We start from the raw sequence: 17,594 nt of genomic DNA on the forward strand, positions 1-17,594 counted from the left end.
GAATTTTATCGAGCTATGCCTGTATGGGCACGTGCCGGGGATCCTCGTACGAGCGCATGGCGAAGGCCCGGGTCTCCCTCACGGAGCCCGGGCCTCGCCCTCCGGTCACGTCCGTCACGCCGCGACCGGAACCTCCGGCGCCGCGCCGTTCGTCGCGGGCGCGAGTGCCAGTTCCAGGACCTGGCGGACGTCGGTCACGGTGTGGACGTCGAGCTTGTCCAGCACCTCGGCCGGGACGTCGTCCAGGTCGGCTTCGTTGCGCTTGGGGATGATCACGGTCGTCACCCCGGCACGCTGGGCGGCGAGCAGCTTCTGCTTCACGCCGCCGATGGGCAGGACGCGGCCGGTCAGCGAGACCTCGCCGGTCATCGCCACGTCCGTGCGGACCAGCCGGCCGGAGAGCAGGGATGCCAGGGCCGTCGTCATCGTGATGCCGGCGCTGGGGCCGTCCTTCGGGACCGCCCCCGCCGGGAAGTGGATGTGCACGCCCCGGTCCTTCAAGTCACCGACCGGAAGCTCCAGTTCGGCGCCGTGGCTGCGCAGGAAGCTGAGCGCGATCTGCGCCGACTCCTTCATCACGTCACCGAGCTGACCGGTCAGGGCCAGGCCCGCCGCGCCCGTCTCCGGGTCGGCCAGGGAGGCCTCGACGAAGAGCACGTCGCCGCCCGCGCCGGTGACCGCGAGGCCGGTCGCCACGCCCGGGACGGACGTACGGCGCTCGGCCGGGTCCTGGGCGGACTCGGGCACGTGGTGCGGGCGCCCGATCAGACCGCGCAGGTCCTCCTCGCGGATGGTGAACGGCAGCTCCCGCTCGCCGAGTTCGTGCTGGGCCGCGACCTTGCGCAGCAGCCGGGCGATGGACCGCTCCAGGGTGCGCACGCCCGCCTCGCGCGTGTACTCGCCGGCCAGCTTGCGCAGCGCGCTCTCGTCCAGGGTGACCTCGTCCTTCGCCAGGCCGGCCCGCTCCAGCTGGCGCGGCAGCAGGTGGTCGCGGGCGATGACGACCTTCTCGTCCTCGGTGTAGCCGTCCAGGCGGACGATCTCCATCCGGTCGGCGAGCGCCTCCGGGATGGCCTCCAGGACGTTGGCCGTGGCCAGGAAGACCACGTCCGACAGGTCGAGCTCGACCTCCAGGTAGTGGTCCCGGAAGGTGTGGTTCTGCGCCGGGTCCAGGACTTCGAGCAGGGCCGCGGCCGGGTCGCCGCGGAAGTCGGAGCCCACCTTGTCGATCTCGTCCAGCAGGACCACCGGGTTCATCGACCCGGCCTCCTTGACGGCCCGCACGATCCGGCCGGGCAGCGCGCCGACGTACGTACGGCGGTGGCCGCGGATCTCGGCCTCGTCCCGGACGCCGCCGAGGGCGACGCGGACGAACTTCCGCCCCATGGCGTGGGCGACCGACTCGCCGAGCGACGTCTTGCCGACGCCGGGCGGGCCGACCAGGGCCAGTACGGCACCGCCGCGCCGGCCGCCGATGACGCCCAGGCCGCGCTCGGTGCGCCGCTTGCGCACCGCCAGGTACTCGGTGATGCGCTCCTTCACGTCCTCCAGGCCGGAGTGCTCGGCGTCCAGGATCGCCTTGGCGCCCTGGATGTCGTACGCGTCCTCGGTCCGTTCGTTCCAGGGCAGCTCGAGGACGGTGTCCAGCCAGGTGCGGATCCAGGAGCCCTCCGGGGACTGGTCGCTGGACCGCTCCAGCTTGTCGACCTCCTTGAGCGCGGCCTCGCGGACCTTCTCGGGCAGGTCGGCGGCCTCCACGCGGGCGCGGTAGTCGTCGGACTCCTCGGCCGAATCCTTGGAGTTCTCGCCGTTCAGCTCGCGCAGCTCCTTGCGGACGGCCTCCAGCTGACGGCGCAGCAGGAACTCGCGCTGCTGCTTGTCGACGCCCTCCTGGACGTCCTTGGCGATGGTCTCGGCCACCTCCTGCTCGGCGAGGTGGTCGCGGAGCGCTTGCGTGGCGAGCTTGAGCCGGGCCACCGGGTCGGCGGTCTCCAGCAGGTCGACCTTCTGTTCGACGGTGAGGAACGGCGAGTAGCCGGAGTTGTCGGCGAGCGCGGAGACGTCGTCGATGGCCTGGACGCGGTCCACGACCTGCCAGGCGCCGCGCTTCTTCAGCCAGTTGGTGGCGAGGGCCTTGTACTCCTTGACGAGGTCCGCGACGTGGCCGGGCAGCGGTTCGGGCACGCTCTCCTCGACCCGTGCGCCCTCGACCCACAGGGCCGCGCCGGGACCCGTGGTGCCCGCGCCGATCCGCACGCGGCTCCGGCCGCGGATCAGAGCCCCCGGATCACCGTCGGCCAGCCGGCCGACCTGCTCGACCGTGCCCAGCACACCGGTCTTGGCGTACGTGCCGTCGATCCGTGGCACCAGCAGCACCCTGGGCTTGCCCGGTTCCGACCGGGCGGCGGCCTGCGCGGCCTCCACCGCGGCCCGTACCTCGGCGTCGCTCAGGTCCAGCGGGACCACCATGCCGGGCAGCACGACCTCGTCGTCGAGCGGCAGCACGGGCAGGGTCAGCGTGAACGCCGGTGACTCAGCAGCCATGATCTCCCCTTCGGCAGTCAAGTTGAGCTATGCCGACTCAACCGTTGGGGGTGCGCTGGTGTTCCCGTTTGCGTGTTCGCTCTGAGCGATCAAGTTCGCCCAAGGGGGTGCCCAGGAAGGGGTGTTCGCGGGTGCGGGTGCGGGCGCCCCTTCAGGGCGTCCGAGCCCACCGGCGTACAAGAGGCCAGCTCGCCACACCTATCGTCAAGGCGATCAGGTGGCCCCAGTCCGTCATGGGGTCCTCGAAGGCGATCAGGTCGTTCAGCAGGGCGCCGGCCGTCAGGGTGAGCAGGGGCCAGCGCAGCCAGGGGCGCAGGAGGCCGGCCACGGAGCCGATGCTGGCGGCGACGCCGAAACTGATGCCGTAGTCGAGCCGGTGCAGCGAGGTGGCGGGGAGATGGCCGACCAGGACGGCCAGGCCCACGGGGATCTCGGTGGCGAGCGTCGCCAGGACGTGCCCGGCGAGGAAGACACAGGCCGTCCGCGCGCCCCCTATGCGCCGCTCCAGCGCGGTGAGTACCAGCACGAAGGCGAGCGCGTACGGCGACAGGACACCGCCCGCGATCCACAGCGCGCTCGCCAGCAGTACCAGCACGGGCGAGCGCACCAGGTGGGCGACGTCCGTACTGGAAGCCTGGTAGAGGGTCTGCATCAGGTCGGGGTCGGCCACGGCCGCCACCACGGAGGTGACGGCCAGGATCGCCGCGTAGACGAAGGTGAACGGGGTGCCGGCCGGGCCGGGCAGCAGGTGCCAGGGCCGGACGGAGGGCCGGGGCGCGGCGGGGGCCGGCGTCGGGACCGGGATCGGGACCGCGGCGGGCAGTTCCCGTTGCCGTGGGACGCCGTCGAGCAGCCCGGCGACGTCGGGCAAGGCAGCGGCCGGAAGAGGCATGCCCTGGGGCGGGGACGCGGCCGTCACGGGGCCGGTCACGATCCGTTCCACGGTGTAGCGCTCCTTCCGTTCCGCCCCACCTTTCGCGTTGCCGAGCCCGCTGTCTATGACCGACGCCACGCGAGAGCCGATTCACAGCAACCTCTCACGCTCCGACAGCGTCCGCACAGCGTCGGTCTCCGAAGCGCCGTTCCCGCCGGATTTGACCGGCACTTGCCCGTCATCGGGAATTCCCGTGAACATCAAGCCCCGTTCGACCAAGATGGGCCCATGACTGCCGTGCACGACTCCCCCGTGGTCCTCGACCGGCGCGACGGCCCGTACGGCGAGGTGGTGCTGCGCCGGCACGGCGCGGTGCTGCAGATCATCGCCAACGGCTGTTTCCTGATGGACACCTCCGACGGGCGCTCGGAGCGGCTGCTGGTGGACGCCGCGTACGAGGCGCTGGACGGACGGCCGGAGCCAAAGGTGCTGATCGGCGGGCTGGGCGTGGGATTCTCACTCGCACATGCCGCGGCGGACCCGCGGTGGGGCCGGATCACCGTGGTCGAGCGGGAGCCCGCCGTCGTCGACTGGCACCGGGACGGGCCGCTGGCGGAGATCTCCGCGGCCGCGCTCGGCGACCGGCGCGCCGAGATCGTGGAGGACGACCTCGTGGCGTTCGTCAATGAGACATCCGACACGTTCGACGCACTTTGTCTGGACATCGACAACGGCCCCGGCTGGACCGTCACGGACGACAATCACAGTCTGTACTCACCGGCCGGACTCGCCGCCTGCTCAAGGGTGTTGAGTCCCGGCGGGGTGCTCGCCGTGTGGTCGGCCGAGCCGTCTCCGGAATTTGAAGGAACCTTGCGGAATGCCGGGTTCCGGCAGGTGCGTACCGAAGAAGTGCCCGTTGCCCGGGGCGTTCCGGACGCGGTACACCTCGGCGTCCGACCTGGATAGCGACAGCACGGTGGATCCCCGTAATGTGCTGCCCTGACGCGGATCATTCAAGCGTCAATCGCAGACATGGGATCACCCCACGGGTTCCGGAAAGCAACAAGCAGGGGCGGGCGATGGAGCAGACACACACCTCCCAGAGCAGCGCGGCGACGACCACCCCGGGCGCACAGCGCCGGGTGCTGGTCGTCGAGGACGATCCCACGATCGTCGACGCGATCGCAGCCCGGCTGCGCGCCGAGGGATTTCTCGTACAGACCGCGACGGACGGCCCGGCCGCCGTCGACACGGCCGAGGCCTGGCAGCCCGACCTGCTGATCCTCGACATCATGCTGCCGGGCTTCGACGGCCTGGAAGTGTGCCGGCGGGTGCAGGCGCAGCGGCCGGTGCCGGTGCTGATGCTGACCGCCCGGGACGACGAGACGGACATGCTGGTCGGTCTCGGGGTCGGCGCGGACGACTACATGACCAAGCCGTTCTCCATGCGGGAGCTGGCCGCACGCGTGCATGTGCTGCTGCGCCGGGTGGAGCGGGCGGCGCTGGCCGCGGCCACGCCGCGCTCGGGCATCCTGCGCCTCGGCGAGCTGGAGATCGACCACGCGCAGCGCCGGGTCCGGGTGAAGTCCGAGGACGTCCACCTCACGCCCACCGAGTTCGACCTGCTGGTGTGCCTGGCGAACACCCCGCGCGCGGTGCTCTCCCGGGAGCAGCTGCTGGCCGAGGTGTGGGACTGGGCGGACGCCTCCGGCACCCGTACGGTCGACAGCCACATCAAGGCGCTGCGCCGGAAGATCGGCGCCGAGCGGATCCGTACCGTGCACGGCGTCGGGTACGCGCTGGAGACGCCGACTCCATGAGCGGTGACGGGCGCCAGGCCGCACGGAGGAGCCCCGGGACCCTCACCGAGGACCCCTGGGGCGGCGTACGCCCGTTCTCGATCAAGACAAAGCTGGGCGCGCTGGTCGTCATCGCGGTGCTGATCACCACCGGACTGTCGATCGTCGCGGTGCACACCAAGACCGAGCTGCGTTTCATCACGGTCTTCTCGATGATCGCCACCCTGCTCATCACGCAGTTCGTGGCGCATTCGCTGACCATGCCGCTGGACGAGATGAACGCGGTGGCACGGTCGATCTCCCAGGGCGACTACACCCGCCGGGTGAGCGAGGGCCGCCGGGACGAGCTGGGCGACCTGGCCCAGACGATCAACGTCATGGCGGACGAGCTGGAGGCCCAGGACCGCCAGCGCAAAGAGCTGGTCGCGAACGTCTCCCATGAGCTGCGCACCCCCATCGCCGGGCTGCGCGCGGTGCTGGAGAACATCGTCGACGGGGTCACCGAGGCCGACCCCGAGACCATGCGGACGGCCCTGAAGCAGACCGAGCGGCTCGGCCGGCTGGTGGAGACCCTGCTGGACCTGTCCCGGCTGGACAACGGCGTCGTACCGCTGAAGATGCGCCGTTTCGAGGTGTGGCCGTACCTCTCGGGCGTGCTGAAGGAGGCCAACATGGTGGCCTCGGCGCGCGCCGGCATCGCCTCCGGCTCCGGCAGCCACACACGCACCGACGTGCATCTGCACCTGGACGTCTCCCCGCCGGAGCTGACCGCCCACGCGGACCCCGAGCGCATCCACCAGGTGGTCGCCAACCTGATCGACAACGCGGTCAAGCACAGCCCGCCGCACGGCCGGGTGACGGTGAAGGCGCGGCGCGGGCCGCAGCCGGAGTCGCTGCAGCTGGAGGTCCTGGACGAGGGCCCCGGCATCCCGAGGTCGGAGTGGCACCGGGTGTTCGAGCGGTTCAACCGGGGCGCGGTGACCCGGCCGCACGGCCCGGGCAGCGACGGCGGTACGGGGCTGGGGCTGGCGATCGCCCGCTGGGCGGTGGATCTGCACGGTGGCCGGATCGGCGTGGCCGAATCCGAGCGCGGCTGTCGGATCATCGTCACTCTCCCGGGACTGACTTCCGCCCCAAGTTGACGTAAAGTCCGAACCGGAAGCACAAGATCCACGAGCGCCCGCGCCGTTGCCGGGCAGCTGGACACGTGTGATCAGGGGCAGGCCCGCGCGATCGGTCGGACGAGAACGCGCCGGGCCGGAGCCGGTGCACCTTCTCACATACGGAACCACGCTTGTTTCCCGCCATATCAAGCCCTGAAACAAGATTTTCGATGTGACTTACGCGACGATGACCTTGCTCGACCTGACCTTCCCGGCTGTGGAGGCGTAGCCTTTATTCCCGCTGTCCATCACCTTGTGAAGCGGAAGAGGGCGGTTGCCGCCGTGTCGCCACAGTCCCCCAGTAACCCGAGCGTCTCCACCGACGACCAAGCCGGGAAGAACCCCGCTGCCGCGTTCGGTCCGAACGAGTGGCTCGTCGACGAGATCTATCAGCAGTACCTCCAGGACCCGAATTCGGTAGACCGCGCCTGGTGGGACTTCTTCGCCGATTACAAGCCGGGTGCTCCTGTCACCCCGGCTGCGGCGGGTACTGCGGCCGCGGGGGCCGCAGAGACCACCACCACGGCCCCGCAGGCCCAGCCCGCGGCTCCGGCCCCCCAGGCCGCCGCCCCGGCCCCCGCGGCCGCTCCGAAGCCCGCAGCGGCTCCGGCTCCCGCGGCGAAGGCGGCCGCCCCGGCCCCGGTCAAGCCGGCGCAGCCCGCACAGGCGCCCGCTCAGCCGAAGCCGAAGGCCGCCGCCCCTGCCGCGCAGGCCCCCGAGGGCCCGGAGCTGATCACGCTGCGCGGCCCGGCCGCCGCGGTCGCGAAGAACATGAACGCCTCGCTGGAGCTGCCGACCGCCACCTCGGTCCGCGCGGTCCCGGTGAAGCTGCTGTTCGACAACCGCATCGTCATCAACAACCACCTCAAGCGCGCCCGCGGCGGGAAGATCTCCTTCACGCACCTCATCGGGTACGCGATGGTGCAGGCCATCAAGGCCATGCCGTCGATGAACTGGGCGTTCGGCGAGAAGGACGGAAAGCCGACCCTCATCAAGCCGGCGCACGTCAACCTGGGCCTCGCCATCGACCTGGTGAAGCCCAACGGCGACCGCCAGCTGGTCGTCGCGGCCATCAAGAAGGCCGAGACGCTGAACTTCTTCGAGTTCTGGCAGGCCTACGAGGACATCGTCCGCCGCGCCCGTGACGGCAAGCTGACGATGGACGACTTCACCGGTGTCACGGTCTCCCTGACCAACCCCGGCGGCCTCGGCACCGTCCACTCCGTGCCGCGTCTGATGCCCGGCCAGTCCGTGATCATGGGCGTCGGCTCCATGGACTACCCGGCGGAGTTCCAGGGCACCAGCCAGGACACCCTGAACAAACTCGGCATCTCGAAGGTCATGACGCTCACGTCGACCTACGACCACCGGGTGATCCAGGGCGCCGCCTCCGGCGAGTTCCTGCGCCAGGTCGCGAACCTGCTCCTCGGCGAGAACGGCTTCTACGACGACATCTTCGAGGCCCTGCGGATTCCGTACGAGCCGGTCCGCTGGCTCAAGGACATCGACGCCAGCCACGACGACGACGTCACCAAGGCCGCCCGTGTCTTCGAGCTGATCCACTCCTACCGGGTCCGCGGCCACGTCATGGCCGACACCGACCCGCTGGAGTACCGCCAGCGCAAGCACCCCGACCTGGACATCGTCGAGCACGGCCTCACCCTGTGGGACCTGGAGCGCGAGTTCGCCGTCGGCGGCTTCGCCGGCAAGTCGATGATGAAGCTGCGCGACATCCTCGGCGTGCTGCGCGACTCGTACTGCCGCACCACCGGCATCGAGTTCATGCACATCCAGGACCCCAAGCAGCGCAAGTGGATCCAGGACCGGGTCGAGCGCGGCCACTCCAAGCCGGAGCGCGAGGAGCAGCTGCGCATCCTGCGCCGGCTGAACGCGGCGGAGGCCTTCGAAACCTTCCTGCAGACGAAGTACGTCGGCCAGAAGCGCTTCTCCCTGGAGGGCGGCGAGTCCGTCATCCCGCTGCTGGACGCGGTCATCGACTCCGCGGCCGAGTCCCGCCTGGACGAGGTCGTCATCGGCATGGCCCACCGCGGCCGCCTGAACGTCCTCGCCAACATCGTCGGCAAGTCGTACGCGCAGATCTTCCGCGAGTTCGAGGGCAACCTCGACCCGAAGTCGATGCACGGCTCCGGCGACGTGAAGTACCACCTGGGCGCCGAGGGCACCTTCACCGGCCTCGACGGCGAGCAGATCAAGGTCTCGCTGGTCGCCAACCCCTCCCACCTGGAGGCGGTCGACCCGGTCCTGGAGGGCGTCGCCCGCGCCAAGCAGGACATCATCAACAAGGGCGGCACGGACTTCACGGTCCTGCCGGTGGCGATCCACGGCGACGCGGCCTTCGCGGGCCAGGGCGTGGTGGCCGAGACCCTGAACATGTCGCAGCTGCGCGGCTACCGCACCGGCGGCACGGTCCACGTCGTCATCAACAACCAGGTCGGCTTCACCGCGGCCCCCGAGTCCTCGCGTTCCTCCATGTACGCGACGGACGTGGCCCGCATGATCGAGGCCCCGATCTTCCACGTGAACGGCGACGACCCGGAGGCCGTGGTCCGCGTCGCGCGTCTGGCCTTCGAGTTCCGCCAGGCGTTCAACAAGGACGTGGTGATCGACCTCATCTGCTACCGCCGCCGCGGTCACAACGAGTCGGACAACCCGGCCTTCACCCAGCCGCTGATGTACGACCTGATCGACAAGAAGCGCTCGGTGCGCAAGCTCTACACCGAGTCCCTGATCGGTCGCGGCGACATCACCCTGGAAGAGGCCGAGCAGGCCCTGCAGGACTACCAGGGCCAGCTGGAGAAGGTCTTCACCGAGGTCCGCGAGGCCACCTCGCAGCCGGCCCCCGGTGACACCCACGCGCCGCAGGACGGCTTCCCGGTCGCGGTCCCGACCGCGATCTCCGCCGAGGTCGTCAAGCGGATCGCCGAGTCCCAGGTCAACGTCCCGGACTCCATCACCGTCCACCCGCGACTGCAGCCGCAGCTGCAGCGCCGCGCGTCGATGGTCGAGGACGGCACGATCGACTGGGGCATGGGCGAGACCCTCGCCATCGGCTCCCTGCTGCTGGAGGGCACCCCGGTCCGCCTCGCGGGCCAGGACTCCCAGCGCGGCACCTTCGGCCAGCGCCACGCGGTGCTGATCGACCGGGAGACCGGCGAGGAGTACACCCCGCTGCAGTACCTCTCCGACGACCAGGCCCGCCTGAACGTCTACAACTCCCTGCTCTCCGAGTACGCGGCGATGGGCTTCGAGTACGGCTACTCGCTGGCCCGTCCCGAGTCGCTCGTGATGTGGGAGGCGCAGTTCGGCGATTTCACCAACGGCGCGCAGACGGTCGTCGACGAGTTCATCTCCTCGGCCGAGCAGAAGTGGGGCCAGACCAGCGGTGTGGTCCTGCTCCTCCCGCACGGCTACGAGGGCCAGGGCCCGGACCACTCGTCCGCGCGCCCGGAGCGGTTCCTCCAGCTCTGCGCCCAGAACAACATGACGGTCGCGATGCCGACGCTCCCGTCGAACTACTTCCACCTCCTGCGGTGGCAGGTGCACAACCCGCACCACAAGCCGCTGATCGTCTTCACCCCGAAGTCGATGCTGCGTCTGAAGGCCGCGGCCTCGAAGGCGGAGGAGTTCACGAGCGGCGAGTTCCGCCCGGTCATCGGCGACAGCTCGGTCGACCCGGCCGCCGTCCGCAAGGTCGTCTTCTGCGCCGGCAAGGTCTACTACGACCTGGAGGCCGAGCGGCAGAAGCGCGGCGCGACCGACACGGCGATCATCCGCATCGAGCGCCTGTACCCGCTGCCGGGTGCGGAGCTCCAGGCGGAGATCAAGAAGTACCCGAACGCCGAGAAATACCTGTGGGCGCAGGAGGAGCCGGCGAACCAGGGTGCCTGGCCGTTCATCGCGCTCAACCTGATCGACCACCTGGACCTGGCGGTCGGCGCGGACATCCCGGCCGGCGAGCGGCTGCGGCGCATCTCGCGTCCGCACGGCTCGTCCCCGGCGGTGGGTTCGGCCAAGCGCCACCAGGCGGAGCAGGAGCAGCTGGTGCGTGAGGTCTTCGAGGCGTAGGCCTCCGGCGGTTCAGCCGAGAATTGGGCCCGGCCCCGAGTTCACAGTGACTCGGGGCCGGGCCCTTCGCCTACCCACGGGGGTGGTCGGCCCCTACTCGTCGTCCTCGTCGTCCAGCCGTGCCAGCCAGGTCGCCAGCCGCTCCACCGGCACCTCGAAATCCGGGTTGAGATCGACGAACGTCCTCAGCTGCTCGGCGAGCCACTCGAAGGTGACCTCCTCCTCGCCGCGCCGCTTCTCCAGTTCCTCGATGCCACGGTCGGTGAAATACAACTCTCGCTCCTGATGGGGACGGGTCTACCTCTCAAGGGTAGGGCGTGTCCCGGTCGTGGAGGCTTCGCAGGCTTGACTTCCGGCGGCCACGATATATCGTGTTTCTCAGAGAACGCGATATGACGTGTCGCGACGTGCCTGGCCGAGGAGTTCCCATGCCCGAGTGGTCCGTCACCGAGCCCCAGAAGCTGACCTTCGACACCCGTGTGAGCGACCTCCAGGTCCGTATCGTCAACGGAACGGTGAACGTCGTGGGCACGGACGAAGGTCCCGCCCGCCTCGAAGTCTCGGAGATCGAAGGCCCGCCCCTGGTGGTCACCCAGAGCGGGGACACCCTCACGGTGGCCTACGACGACCTGCCCTGGAAGGGCTTCCTGAAGTGGCTCGACCGCAAGGGCTGGCGGCGCAGCGCCGTCATCTCCCTGGCGGTGCCCGCCGACACCCGCGTGGAGGTCGGCGTGGTCGGCGCCGGCGCGGTCGTCTCCGGCGTCCGCGGCCCCGCGGTGATCAAGGGCGTGACCGGCGACACCACCCTCGTCGGCGTCTCGGGCCCGGTCCGCGCGGACACCGTGTCGGGGAACGTGGAAGCCCAGGCGGTCACCGGCGACCTCCGGTTCAACTCGGTCTCGGGGGACCTGACCGTGGTCGAGGGCTCCGGCCGCTCCGTCCGCGCCGACTCCGTCAGCGGCTCCATGATCGTGGACCTGGACCCGGACGGCCCCACCGAGGTCAGCCTCACCAGCGTCTCCGGCGAGATCGCCATCCGCCTGCCCCACCCGGGAGACGCCGAGGTGGAGGCGAACACCGCGAGCGGCACGATCTCCAACGCCTTCGACGGCCTGCGGGTGCACGGCCAGTGGGGCGCCCACAAGATCACCGGCCGCCTCGGCGCGGGCACGGGCAGGCTCCGGGCCACCACGGTCTCCGGCTCGATCGCCCTGCTGCGCCGCCCACCGCGCGAGGACGAACCGGACACCCCGGCGGACTTCGGGCCCGCCGAGCCCTCCGAGCCCGTGCAGACCCCCGGCGCCGCCCCCGCCGACGGCACGCAGGCCGCCCCGGGGGACAATTCCGTCTCCGGCCGGGGCGCCGACGCCTGCGACGGCGACGCCCCGGCCGACGGCACGACCGACAAGAAGGTGCTCTGACATGCCCCCGTCTTCGCCCACGGGCGCCTCCGCCTGTACCTGCTCAAGCTGCTCGACGAGGCCCCGCGCCACGGCTACGAGGTGATCAGGCTCCTCGAGGAGCGCTTCCAGGGGCTGTACGCCCCCTCGGCGGGCACGGTCTACCCCCGGCTGGCCAAGCTGGAGGCCGAGGGCCTGGTCAGGCACACCACAGAGGGCGGCCGCAAGGTGTACGCCATCACGGACGCCGGCCGCGCCGAACTGGCCGAGCGCAGTGGCGAGTTGGCCGACCTGGAGCTGGAGATCCGCGAGTCGGTCGCGGAACTGGCCGCCGAGATAAGGGCCGACGTGCGCGGCGCGGCCGGGGATCTGCGCCGCGAGATGCGCGAAGCCGCGTCCGAGGCCCGCCGGGGCGCGAAGACGGGCGGCACGGGACCCTTCGGGGAGTACGGCGACCTCACCGACAAGGAGGCCTGGCGGGCCGCCAAGGAGGAGATGCGCCGGGTCAAGCAGGAGTGGAAGGAACAGGCCCGCCGCGCCAAGGACGAGAGCCGCCGGGCCCGTGAGGAGGCCCAGCAGGCCCGCCGCCAGGCCCAGGAGGCGCAGGCACGGGCCCGGGCCCAGGCCCAGGAGGAGATGCAGCGCATCGCCCGCCGGGTCCAGGACCGGGTCCAGGACCACTTCACCCACGGCGACTGGCCGACGGGCGTCCGCGAGGGCCTGTCCGAACTGGCCAGGGAACTGGGCGACTTCGGCAAGAACTGGACCTCCCCCCGCCCGGCCGAGGAGCGGACCCCCGGCCCCACAGCCCCGGCCCCGCACTACGTCTCGCCCGCCGAGGACTTCCCGGCCGAGTACGAACCCTCCTGGGCGCACGAGGACCTCACCGGCGACCCCGCCCGGGCCCTGGACCGCCTCCTGGACCGCTTCCGCGACGACATCCGCGACACGGCCCGCGACCACGGAGTCACCGAGTCCCAGCTCCAGGACGCCCGCCGCCACCTGTCGACGACAGCGGCCCGCATCGGCGCGCTCCTGCGAGCGCCGAAGCCCTGACCCCGGAGGGGAGCGGGCGGGGTGCGGGCCGGCCGGTGCCTCAGCCGGCCTGCGCCTCTCCCGCCGTGTACAGCACGCGGGTCAGCGACTCGTACGTCACCCCGTGGTCGGCCAGCACCTCGGCCGGTACGCCCGGTAGCACGGTGAGGGCCAGCAGGAGGTGCTCGTCGCCGATGTGCCGGTCGCGGTGGGCGAGGGCGACCCGCAGGGACTTCTCCAGCACCGCCTTCGCGCCCCGGCTGAAACCCGGCCGGCGCCCAGGCCACCGGCCCCCACCCTTCCCCTCGCCGGACATCGCTCCGACGCCGTGCACCTCCTCGACCCGGGCGACGATCTCCGAGACGTCGATGCCCAGCCCCGCCAGGGCATCGGCCTCGGCCCGGGTCAGCCCGGCGCGCCGCCGCGCCTGGGACAGGGCCTCCCGCACCGACCCGCGGCGCTCGGCAAGTCCGAGCGCGCCCAGCGCGAAGGAGGCGCGGCTGCCCTCGCGTTCCAGGAGGGCGAGCAGCACATGCTCGGCGTCGACGGTCCGGGCCCCGGTGCGCACAGAGTCCTTCACCGCGCCCTCCACGACCTCGCGGGCGTCCTTGGTGAAGCGTTCGAACATCATTGCCTCCCGTACTTCTTGTGCACGGCCTGCCTGCTGACACCGAGCTCCGCGGCGATCTCCTGCCACGACCAGCCCTGATTGCGCGCACTGCGCACCTGCACCGCCTCCAGCTGCTCCAGCAGCCTGCGCAGTGCGGCCACGGCCCGCAGTCCGACCCGCGGATCACGGTCGCCGGCGCGCTCGGCGAGATCGGTTGCCTCGGTCATGATGTCAACCTACGTTGACATCATCTCCCATGTCAACCGAGGTTGACACTCCGGGCACGCGAAAGGGCGGGCCCGGACACCCGGACCCGCCCGCCGACGGCCCTCCCGATGGACCTCAGGAATTGGTGAGCACGATCTTCCCGAACTGCTCCCCGGACGCGAGCCGTTCGAAGCCCTCGCGGGCCCGGTCCAGCGGCAGCTCCTCGTCGATGACGGGCCGTACCCCGGTCGCGGCGCAGAAGGAGAGCAGGTCCTCCAGCTCGTCCTTGGTGCCCATGGTGGAACCGACGACCTTCAGCTCCAGGAAGAAGATCCGGGTCAGCTCGGCATGCGAGGGCCGGTCCCCGCTCGTCGCCCCGGAGATCACGATCGTCCCGCCGGGCCGCAGCGACTTCACCGAGTGGGACCAGGTGGCCGCGCCGACGGTCTCGATGACGGCGTCCACCCGCTGCGGCAGCCGCGCCCCGGACTCCACCGCCTCCACGGCCCCCAGTTCCAGCGCCCGCTTCCGCTTGGCCTCGTCCCGGCTGGTGGCGAAGACGCGGAGCCCCGCCGCCTTGCCGAGCACGATCGCGGCCGTGGCCACACCGCCGCCCGCGCCCTGCACGAGGACCGAGTCACCGGGCCGTACCCCGGCGTTGGTGAACAGCATCCGGTACGCCGTCAGCCAGGCCGTCGGCAGACAGGCGGCCTCGGCGAAGGACAGTTCCCTGGGCTTGGGCAGCACGTTCCAGGTCGGCACGGCCACCTGCTCGGCGAAGGTGCCCTGGTAGCGCTCGGTGAGGATGGAGCGCGGCTCGTCGGGGCCGACGCCGTGGCCGCTCTGGCCGATGACGGAGTGCAGGACGACCTCGTTGCCGTCCTCGTCGACGCCGGCGGCGTCACAGCCGAGGATCATCGGCAGCCGGTCCTCGGGGAGGCCGACGCCCCGCAGGGACCAGAGGTCATGGTGATTGAGGGAAGCGGCCCGCACATGGATGGTGCTCCAGCCGGGCCGGGCCTCGGGAGCCGGACGCTCCCCCAACTCAAGGCCGGTGAGCGGCTGGTCGCGGTCGATTCGGGCGGCGTAGACAGCGAACATGGGCCCGACGATAGGTGCGGCAGGTCACCCGGCGGAACCAGGCGGCCCTGTGACACATGCCCTCTTGCGCAAGGGCACCCATGCAGCTCAGTCCGCCGCGGGCACCCCTCAAGGGCGCCTCTTCAGCACCCGGTCCGGGCGGGCGCGTGGGAAAAGAATGGCCCCGTCTCAGCCAGACGGGGCCATTCAAGTCACCGGCGTGCGACCCCTTCGGCACGGGCAGCAGCCGCCACCGCCGCCGTGACCGCGGGAGCGACCCGCTCGTCGAACGGCGAGGGAATCACATAGTCAGCGGCAAGATCGTCGCCCACGACAGCGGCCAGCGCTTCCGCCGCGGCGATCTTCATCCCCTCGGTGATCCGGGAGGCCCGCACCTGCAGCGCACCCGCGAAGATGCCCGGGAACGCCAGCACGTTGTTGATCTGGTTCGGGAAGTCGGACCGCCCGGTCGCGACCACGGCCGCGTACTTGTGGGCGACTTCCGGGTGCACCTCGGGGTTCGGGTTGGCCATCGCGAACACGAAGGCACCTTCCGCCATGGAGGCCACGGCCTCCTCCGGGACCGTACCGCCGGAGACGCCGATGAAGACGTCGGCGCCCGCGAGGGCGTCCTCCAGCGAACCGGTGATACCGGCCTTGTTGGTGAAGCCCGCGAGCTCCCGCTTGACCGGGGTCAGGTCCTCCCGGCCCGCCGACACGACGCCCTTGCGGTCCGCCACCGCCACGTCCCCGATGCCGGCCTCGACCAGCATCTTGGCGATGGCGACACCGGCCGCGCCGGCGCCCGAGATGACGGCGCGCAGCTGCCCGATCTCACGCCCGCTGAGCCGCGCGGCGTTGCGCAGAGCGGCGAGCGTCACGACGGCCGTACCGTGCTGGTCGTCGTGGAAGACCGGGATGTCCAGGCGCTCCTGGAGCCGGCGCTCGACCTCGAAGCACCGGGGCGCCGAGATGTCCTCCAGGTTCACTCCGCCGAAGGACGGGGCGAGCCGGACGACGGTCTCGACGATGTCGTCCACGTCGGTGCAATCGAGCGCGATCGGGACCGCGTCGACGCCGCCGAACTGCTTGAACAGGATCGCCTTGCCCTCCATCACGGGGAGGGAGGCCTCGGGACCGATGTCCCCGAGTCCGAGCACGGCCGTACCGTCGGTCACGACGGCGACCACCGACGACTTCCACGTGTAGTCGTTGACCAGCTCCGGCTGTTCCGCGATCGCGGTGCACACGCGCGCGACGCCGGGCGTGTACGCGAGGGAAAGGTCGTCCTTGTCGCGGACCGGCACGGTGGCCTGCACGGCCATCTTGCCGCCGCGGTGCAGCGCGAACGCCGGATCGAAGGAATCCAGGGGCTCGGCCCCGCCGTCCTGATCCGTAGTGCTGTCGCTGCGAGGATTGACGATCTCCGCTGCCACTTTGTTGTACCCCTTAGGTATGCATGGTTTGAGGGTCGACCACTCCTGGTGAGGGGTGGGCGGGCACCGCGCAAGGCCCGAATGCCGATACGTAGGAGCCGTACGGGCACTTGCACGACGGGCGCGCCGCACACGCGCCCTGAGCCCCGGATGAGGGGTGTAAAGAACCTTCATACCGGACGGACGGCGCCCACGACGAGTCCATTAGGTGCAAGGTCACATCGCGGAACCGGAAGGCCACGCGCAGATGACGTGCGGCTGACGACGGCAGCAGGCACGCGAAGACGCTGGTGAGCGGGCGCACACGCTGACCACATCGTGAGATGCGCCGAAGATTTTCCGGCCGGAGGGCTGGATTCCCGCAGATGGTCCGGCGGCGAAGGGCCAAGGATGTACCGACCTGATGCGGTTCGGGGGTCACCCGTTATCCGATTTTGACATAGTCGCCGGTTCTCTGACCGGGTGTCAGTGAGGGCGGTACGGTCTTCCGTACCGCCCCTCACGCCTGCTCCACCCGCTGTGCGTACTCCCCTGCTCGCCTACTTCACCGCGAGCAGCAGGGTGTCGGACGGCGAGCACCACACCGGCCTGGCCTCGCCGAAGCCCCGCGCGAGCAGAGTGCGCGCATGCCAGGCCGCGCTCGGTGTGTCCCCGTCGGCATGCTCACCGTAGATCTCGAAGCGGCGGGCGGTCGGCTCGGCGAGGACGGGATCCTCGGCCGCCAGCTGCCACCATTCGGTCCAGTCCAGGACGCCCTCCCGTTTGGCCTGATCCATGCGTGCGTGCCGCCGGGCGCGCTCGGCGGCGTTGATCCGGGGCGTGCTGTCGTCGATCATGTGGTCCGCGTTCATGAAGACACCGCCGTCGCGGACCAGCTCCGCGACCTGACCGTAGAGGGCCGCGAGGGGTTCGCTGTGCAGCCAGTGCAGGGCCGTGGCGGTCAGGACGGCGTCGTACGAGTCGTACGGCAGACTCTCCCGCCAGCGGGGGTCCTTGAGGTCGGCCGTGACGAACGTGACCCGCTCGTCGCCCTCGAAGGTGCCGCGCGCGATGGCGAGCAGCGCCGGGTCGAGGTCGACGCCCGTGCTGGTGGCCTCGGGGAAGCGCGCCAGCAGCCGGCCGGTGATGCTGCCGGTGCCGCAGGCGAGGTCGAGGACGCGCGGGGCCGTCCCCACGAGCGCCTCGACCATGTCGAGCATGATCCGGAAGCGTTCCTCGCGGTCCGGCATGTACCACTCCTGCTGCCGGTCCCAGCTCTCCTGCCAGGCCGCCCAGTCGGTCCCGGTACTCGTGGTCATGGAATCCCGTCTCCCCTCAGTACGCGTAATACCCTGGAAGCACGACCGGCTGTTACCCGACC

At 70.8% G+C, this 17,594-nt stretch carries 14 protein-coding genes; 6 read left to right on the forward strand and 8 right to left on the reverse strand.

What is annotated here, in order from left to right; translation table 11 throughout:
* Positions 1–114: 114 nt before the first annotated feature.
* The gene (lon, locus tag BFF78_RS14535) at positions 115–2,544 is read right to left on the reverse strand and encodes an endopeptidase La (protein WP_069778738.1); all 2,430 of its coding nucleotides are present in this window, start codon (positions 2,542–2,544) and stop codon (positions 115–117) included.
* A gap of 151 nt (positions 2,545–2,695) precedes the next feature.
* Positions 2,696–3,487 carry a rhomboid-like protein gene (locus BFF78_RS14540; protein ID WP_069778739.1) on the reverse strand — a complete coding sequence of 264 codons (792 nt, stop codon included), beginning with the start codon at positions 3,485–3,487 and terminating at the stop codon, positions 2,696–2,698.
* Positions 3,488–3,706: 219 nt separating this feature from the next.
* On the opposite strand from BFF78_RS14540, the gene BFF78_RS14545 reads away from it, so the two are divergent.
* The 4 genes from BFF78_RS14545 (at position 3,707) to BFF78_RS14560 (ending at position 10,466) form a co-directional block, all read left to right on the forward strand.
* Entirely contained in the window at positions 3,707–4,384 is a 678-nt protein-coding gene (locus BFF78_RS14545; RefSeq protein WP_069778740.1) for a spermine/spermidine synthase domain-containing protein, read from the forward strand.
* Positions 4,385–4,497: 113 nt separating this feature from the next.
* Positions 4,498–5,238, forward strand: a complete 741-nt coding sequence (locus tag BFF78_RS14550; RefSeq protein WP_069778741.1) for a response regulator transcription factor — start codon at positions 4,498–4,500, stop codon at positions 5,236–5,238.
* Positions 5,235–6,359, forward strand: coding sequence for a HAMP domain-containing sensor histidine kinase (locus BFF78_RS14555; RefSeq protein WP_079161310.1), 1,125 nt, complete (start codon positions 5,235–5,237; stop codon positions 6,357–6,359). Before BFF78_RS14550 ends, BFF78_RS14555 begins: the two co-directional genes overlap by 4 nt.
* 303 nt (positions 6,360–6,662) lie before the next feature.
* A complete protein-coding gene (locus tag BFF78_RS14560) occupies positions 6,663–10,466 on the forward strand; it encodes a multifunctional oxoglutarate decarboxylase/oxoglutarate dehydrogenase thiamine pyrophosphate-binding subunit/dihydrolipoyllysine-residue succinyltransferase subunit (protein ID WP_069783567.1) in 3,804 nt (1,267 codons plus the stop codon).
* Positions 10,467–10,559: 93 nt separating this feature from the next.
* Here the strand turns inward: BFF78_RS14560 and BFF78_RS14565 are convergent, their stop codons facing one another.
* Entirely contained in the window at positions 10,560–10,739 is a 180-nt protein-coding gene (locus BFF78_RS14565; RefSeq protein ID WP_003992906.1) for a DUF6104 family protein, read from the reverse strand.
* 155 nt (positions 10,740–10,894) lie between these two features.
* Here BFF78_RS14565 and BFF78_RS14570 point away from each other — a divergent pair, with 155 nt between their 5' ends.
* Together BFF78_RS14570 and BFF78_RS14575 are read left to right on the forward strand one after the other, a co-directional pair.
* Positions 10,895–11,887 (forward strand): DUF4097 family beta strand repeat-containing protein, encoded by a 993-nt coding sequence (locus BFF78_RS14570; RefSeq protein ID WP_069778742.1) that lies wholly within the window; start codon positions 10,895–10,897, stop codon positions 11,885–11,887.
* Between the two features lie 33 nt (positions 11,888–11,920).
* Positions 11,921–12,922 (forward strand): PadR family transcriptional regulator, encoded by a 1,002-nt coding sequence (locus BFF78_RS14575; RefSeq protein WP_069778743.1) that lies wholly within the window; start codon positions 11,921–11,923, stop codon positions 12,920–12,922.
* Between the two features lie 40 nt (positions 12,923–12,962).
* Here BFF78_RS14575 and BFF78_RS14580 read toward each other — a convergent pair whose 3' ends face one another.
* The 5 genes from BFF78_RS14580 to BFF78_RS14600 all read right to left on the reverse strand — a co-directional run bounded on the left by BFF78_RS14580 (position 12,963) and on the right by BFF78_RS14600 (position 17,532).
* Complete coding sequence (locus BFF78_RS14580) at positions 12,963–13,529, reverse strand: Clp protease N-terminal domain-containing protein (RefSeq protein WP_069778744.1); 567 nt, start codon at positions 13,527–13,529, stop codon at positions 12,963–12,965.
* Positions 13,529–13,738, reverse strand: a complete 210-nt coding sequence (locus BFF78_RS14585) for a helix-turn-helix domain-containing protein (RefSeq protein ID WP_018571396.1) — start codon at positions 13,736–13,738, stop codon at positions 13,529–13,531. Before BFF78_RS14585 ends, BFF78_RS14580 begins: the two co-directional genes overlap by 1 nt.
* Positions 13,739–13,853: 115 nt before the next feature.
* Positions 13,854–14,819: a zinc-binding dehydrogenase gene (locus tag BFF78_RS14590; protein ID WP_069778745.1), complete on the reverse strand. Its 966-nt coding sequence runs from the start codon at positions 14,817–14,819 to the stop codon at positions 13,854–13,856.
* A 191-nt stretch (positions 14,820–15,010) separates the two neighbouring features.
* A complete protein-coding gene (locus BFF78_RS14595) occupies positions 15,011–16,234 on the reverse strand; it encodes an NAD(P)-dependent malic enzyme (protein ID WP_069778746.1) in 1,224 nt (407 codons plus the stop codon).
* Positions 16,235–16,773: 539 nt separating this feature from the next.
* The gene (locus tag BFF78_RS14600) at positions 16,774–17,532 is read right to left on the reverse strand and encodes a class I SAM-dependent methyltransferase (protein ID WP_069778747.1); all 759 of its coding nucleotides are present in this window, start codon (positions 17,530–17,532) and stop codon (positions 16,774–16,776) included.
* Positions 17,533–17,594 lie beyond the last annotated feature (62 nt).

It is taken from the genome of Streptomyces fodineus (assembly GCF_001735805.1).
Lineage (GTDB): Bacteria > Actinomycetota > Actinomycetes > Streptomycetales > Streptomycetaceae > Streptomyces > Streptomyces fodineus.

Excerpts from the sequence above, each read along its gene's own strand:
- lon (WP_069778738.1), bottom strand. The coding sequence starts at position 2,544 with ATGGCTGCTGAGTCACCGGCGTTCACGCTGACCCTGCCCGTGCTGCCG.
- BFF78_RS14585 (WP_018571396.1), bottom strand. The coding sequence starts at position 13,738 with ATGACCGAGGCAACCGATCTCGCCGAGCGCGCCGGCGACCGTGATCCG.
- BFF78_RS14590 (WP_069778745.1), bottom strand. The coding sequence starts at position 14,819 with ATGTTCGCTGTCTACGCCGCCCGAATCGACCGCGACCAGCCGCTCACC.
- BFF78_RS14600 (WP_069778747.1), bottom strand. The coding sequence starts at position 17,532 with ATGACCACGAGTACCGGGACCGACTGGGCGGCCTGGCAGGAGAGCTGG.
- BFF78_RS14570 (WP_069778742.1), top strand. The coding sequence starts at position 10,895 with ATGCCCGAGTGGTCCGTCACCGAGCCCCAGAAGCTGACCTTCGACACC.
- BFF78_RS14580 (WP_069778744.1), bottom strand. The coding sequence starts at position 13,529 with ATGTTCGAACGCTTCACCAAGGACGCCCGCGAGGTCGTGGAGGGCGCG.
- BFF78_RS14545 (WP_069778740.1), top strand. The coding sequence starts at position 3,707 with ATGACTGCCGTGCACGACTCCCCCGTGGTCCTCGACCGGCGCGACGGC.
- BFF78_RS14555 (WP_079161310.1), top strand. The coding sequence starts at position 5,235 with ATGAGCGGTGACGGGCGCCAGGCCGCACGGAGGAGCCCCGGGACCCTC.
- BFF78_RS14550 (WP_069778741.1), top strand. The coding sequence starts at position 4,498 with ATGGAGCAGACACACACCTCCCAGAGCAGCGCGGCGACGACCACCCCG.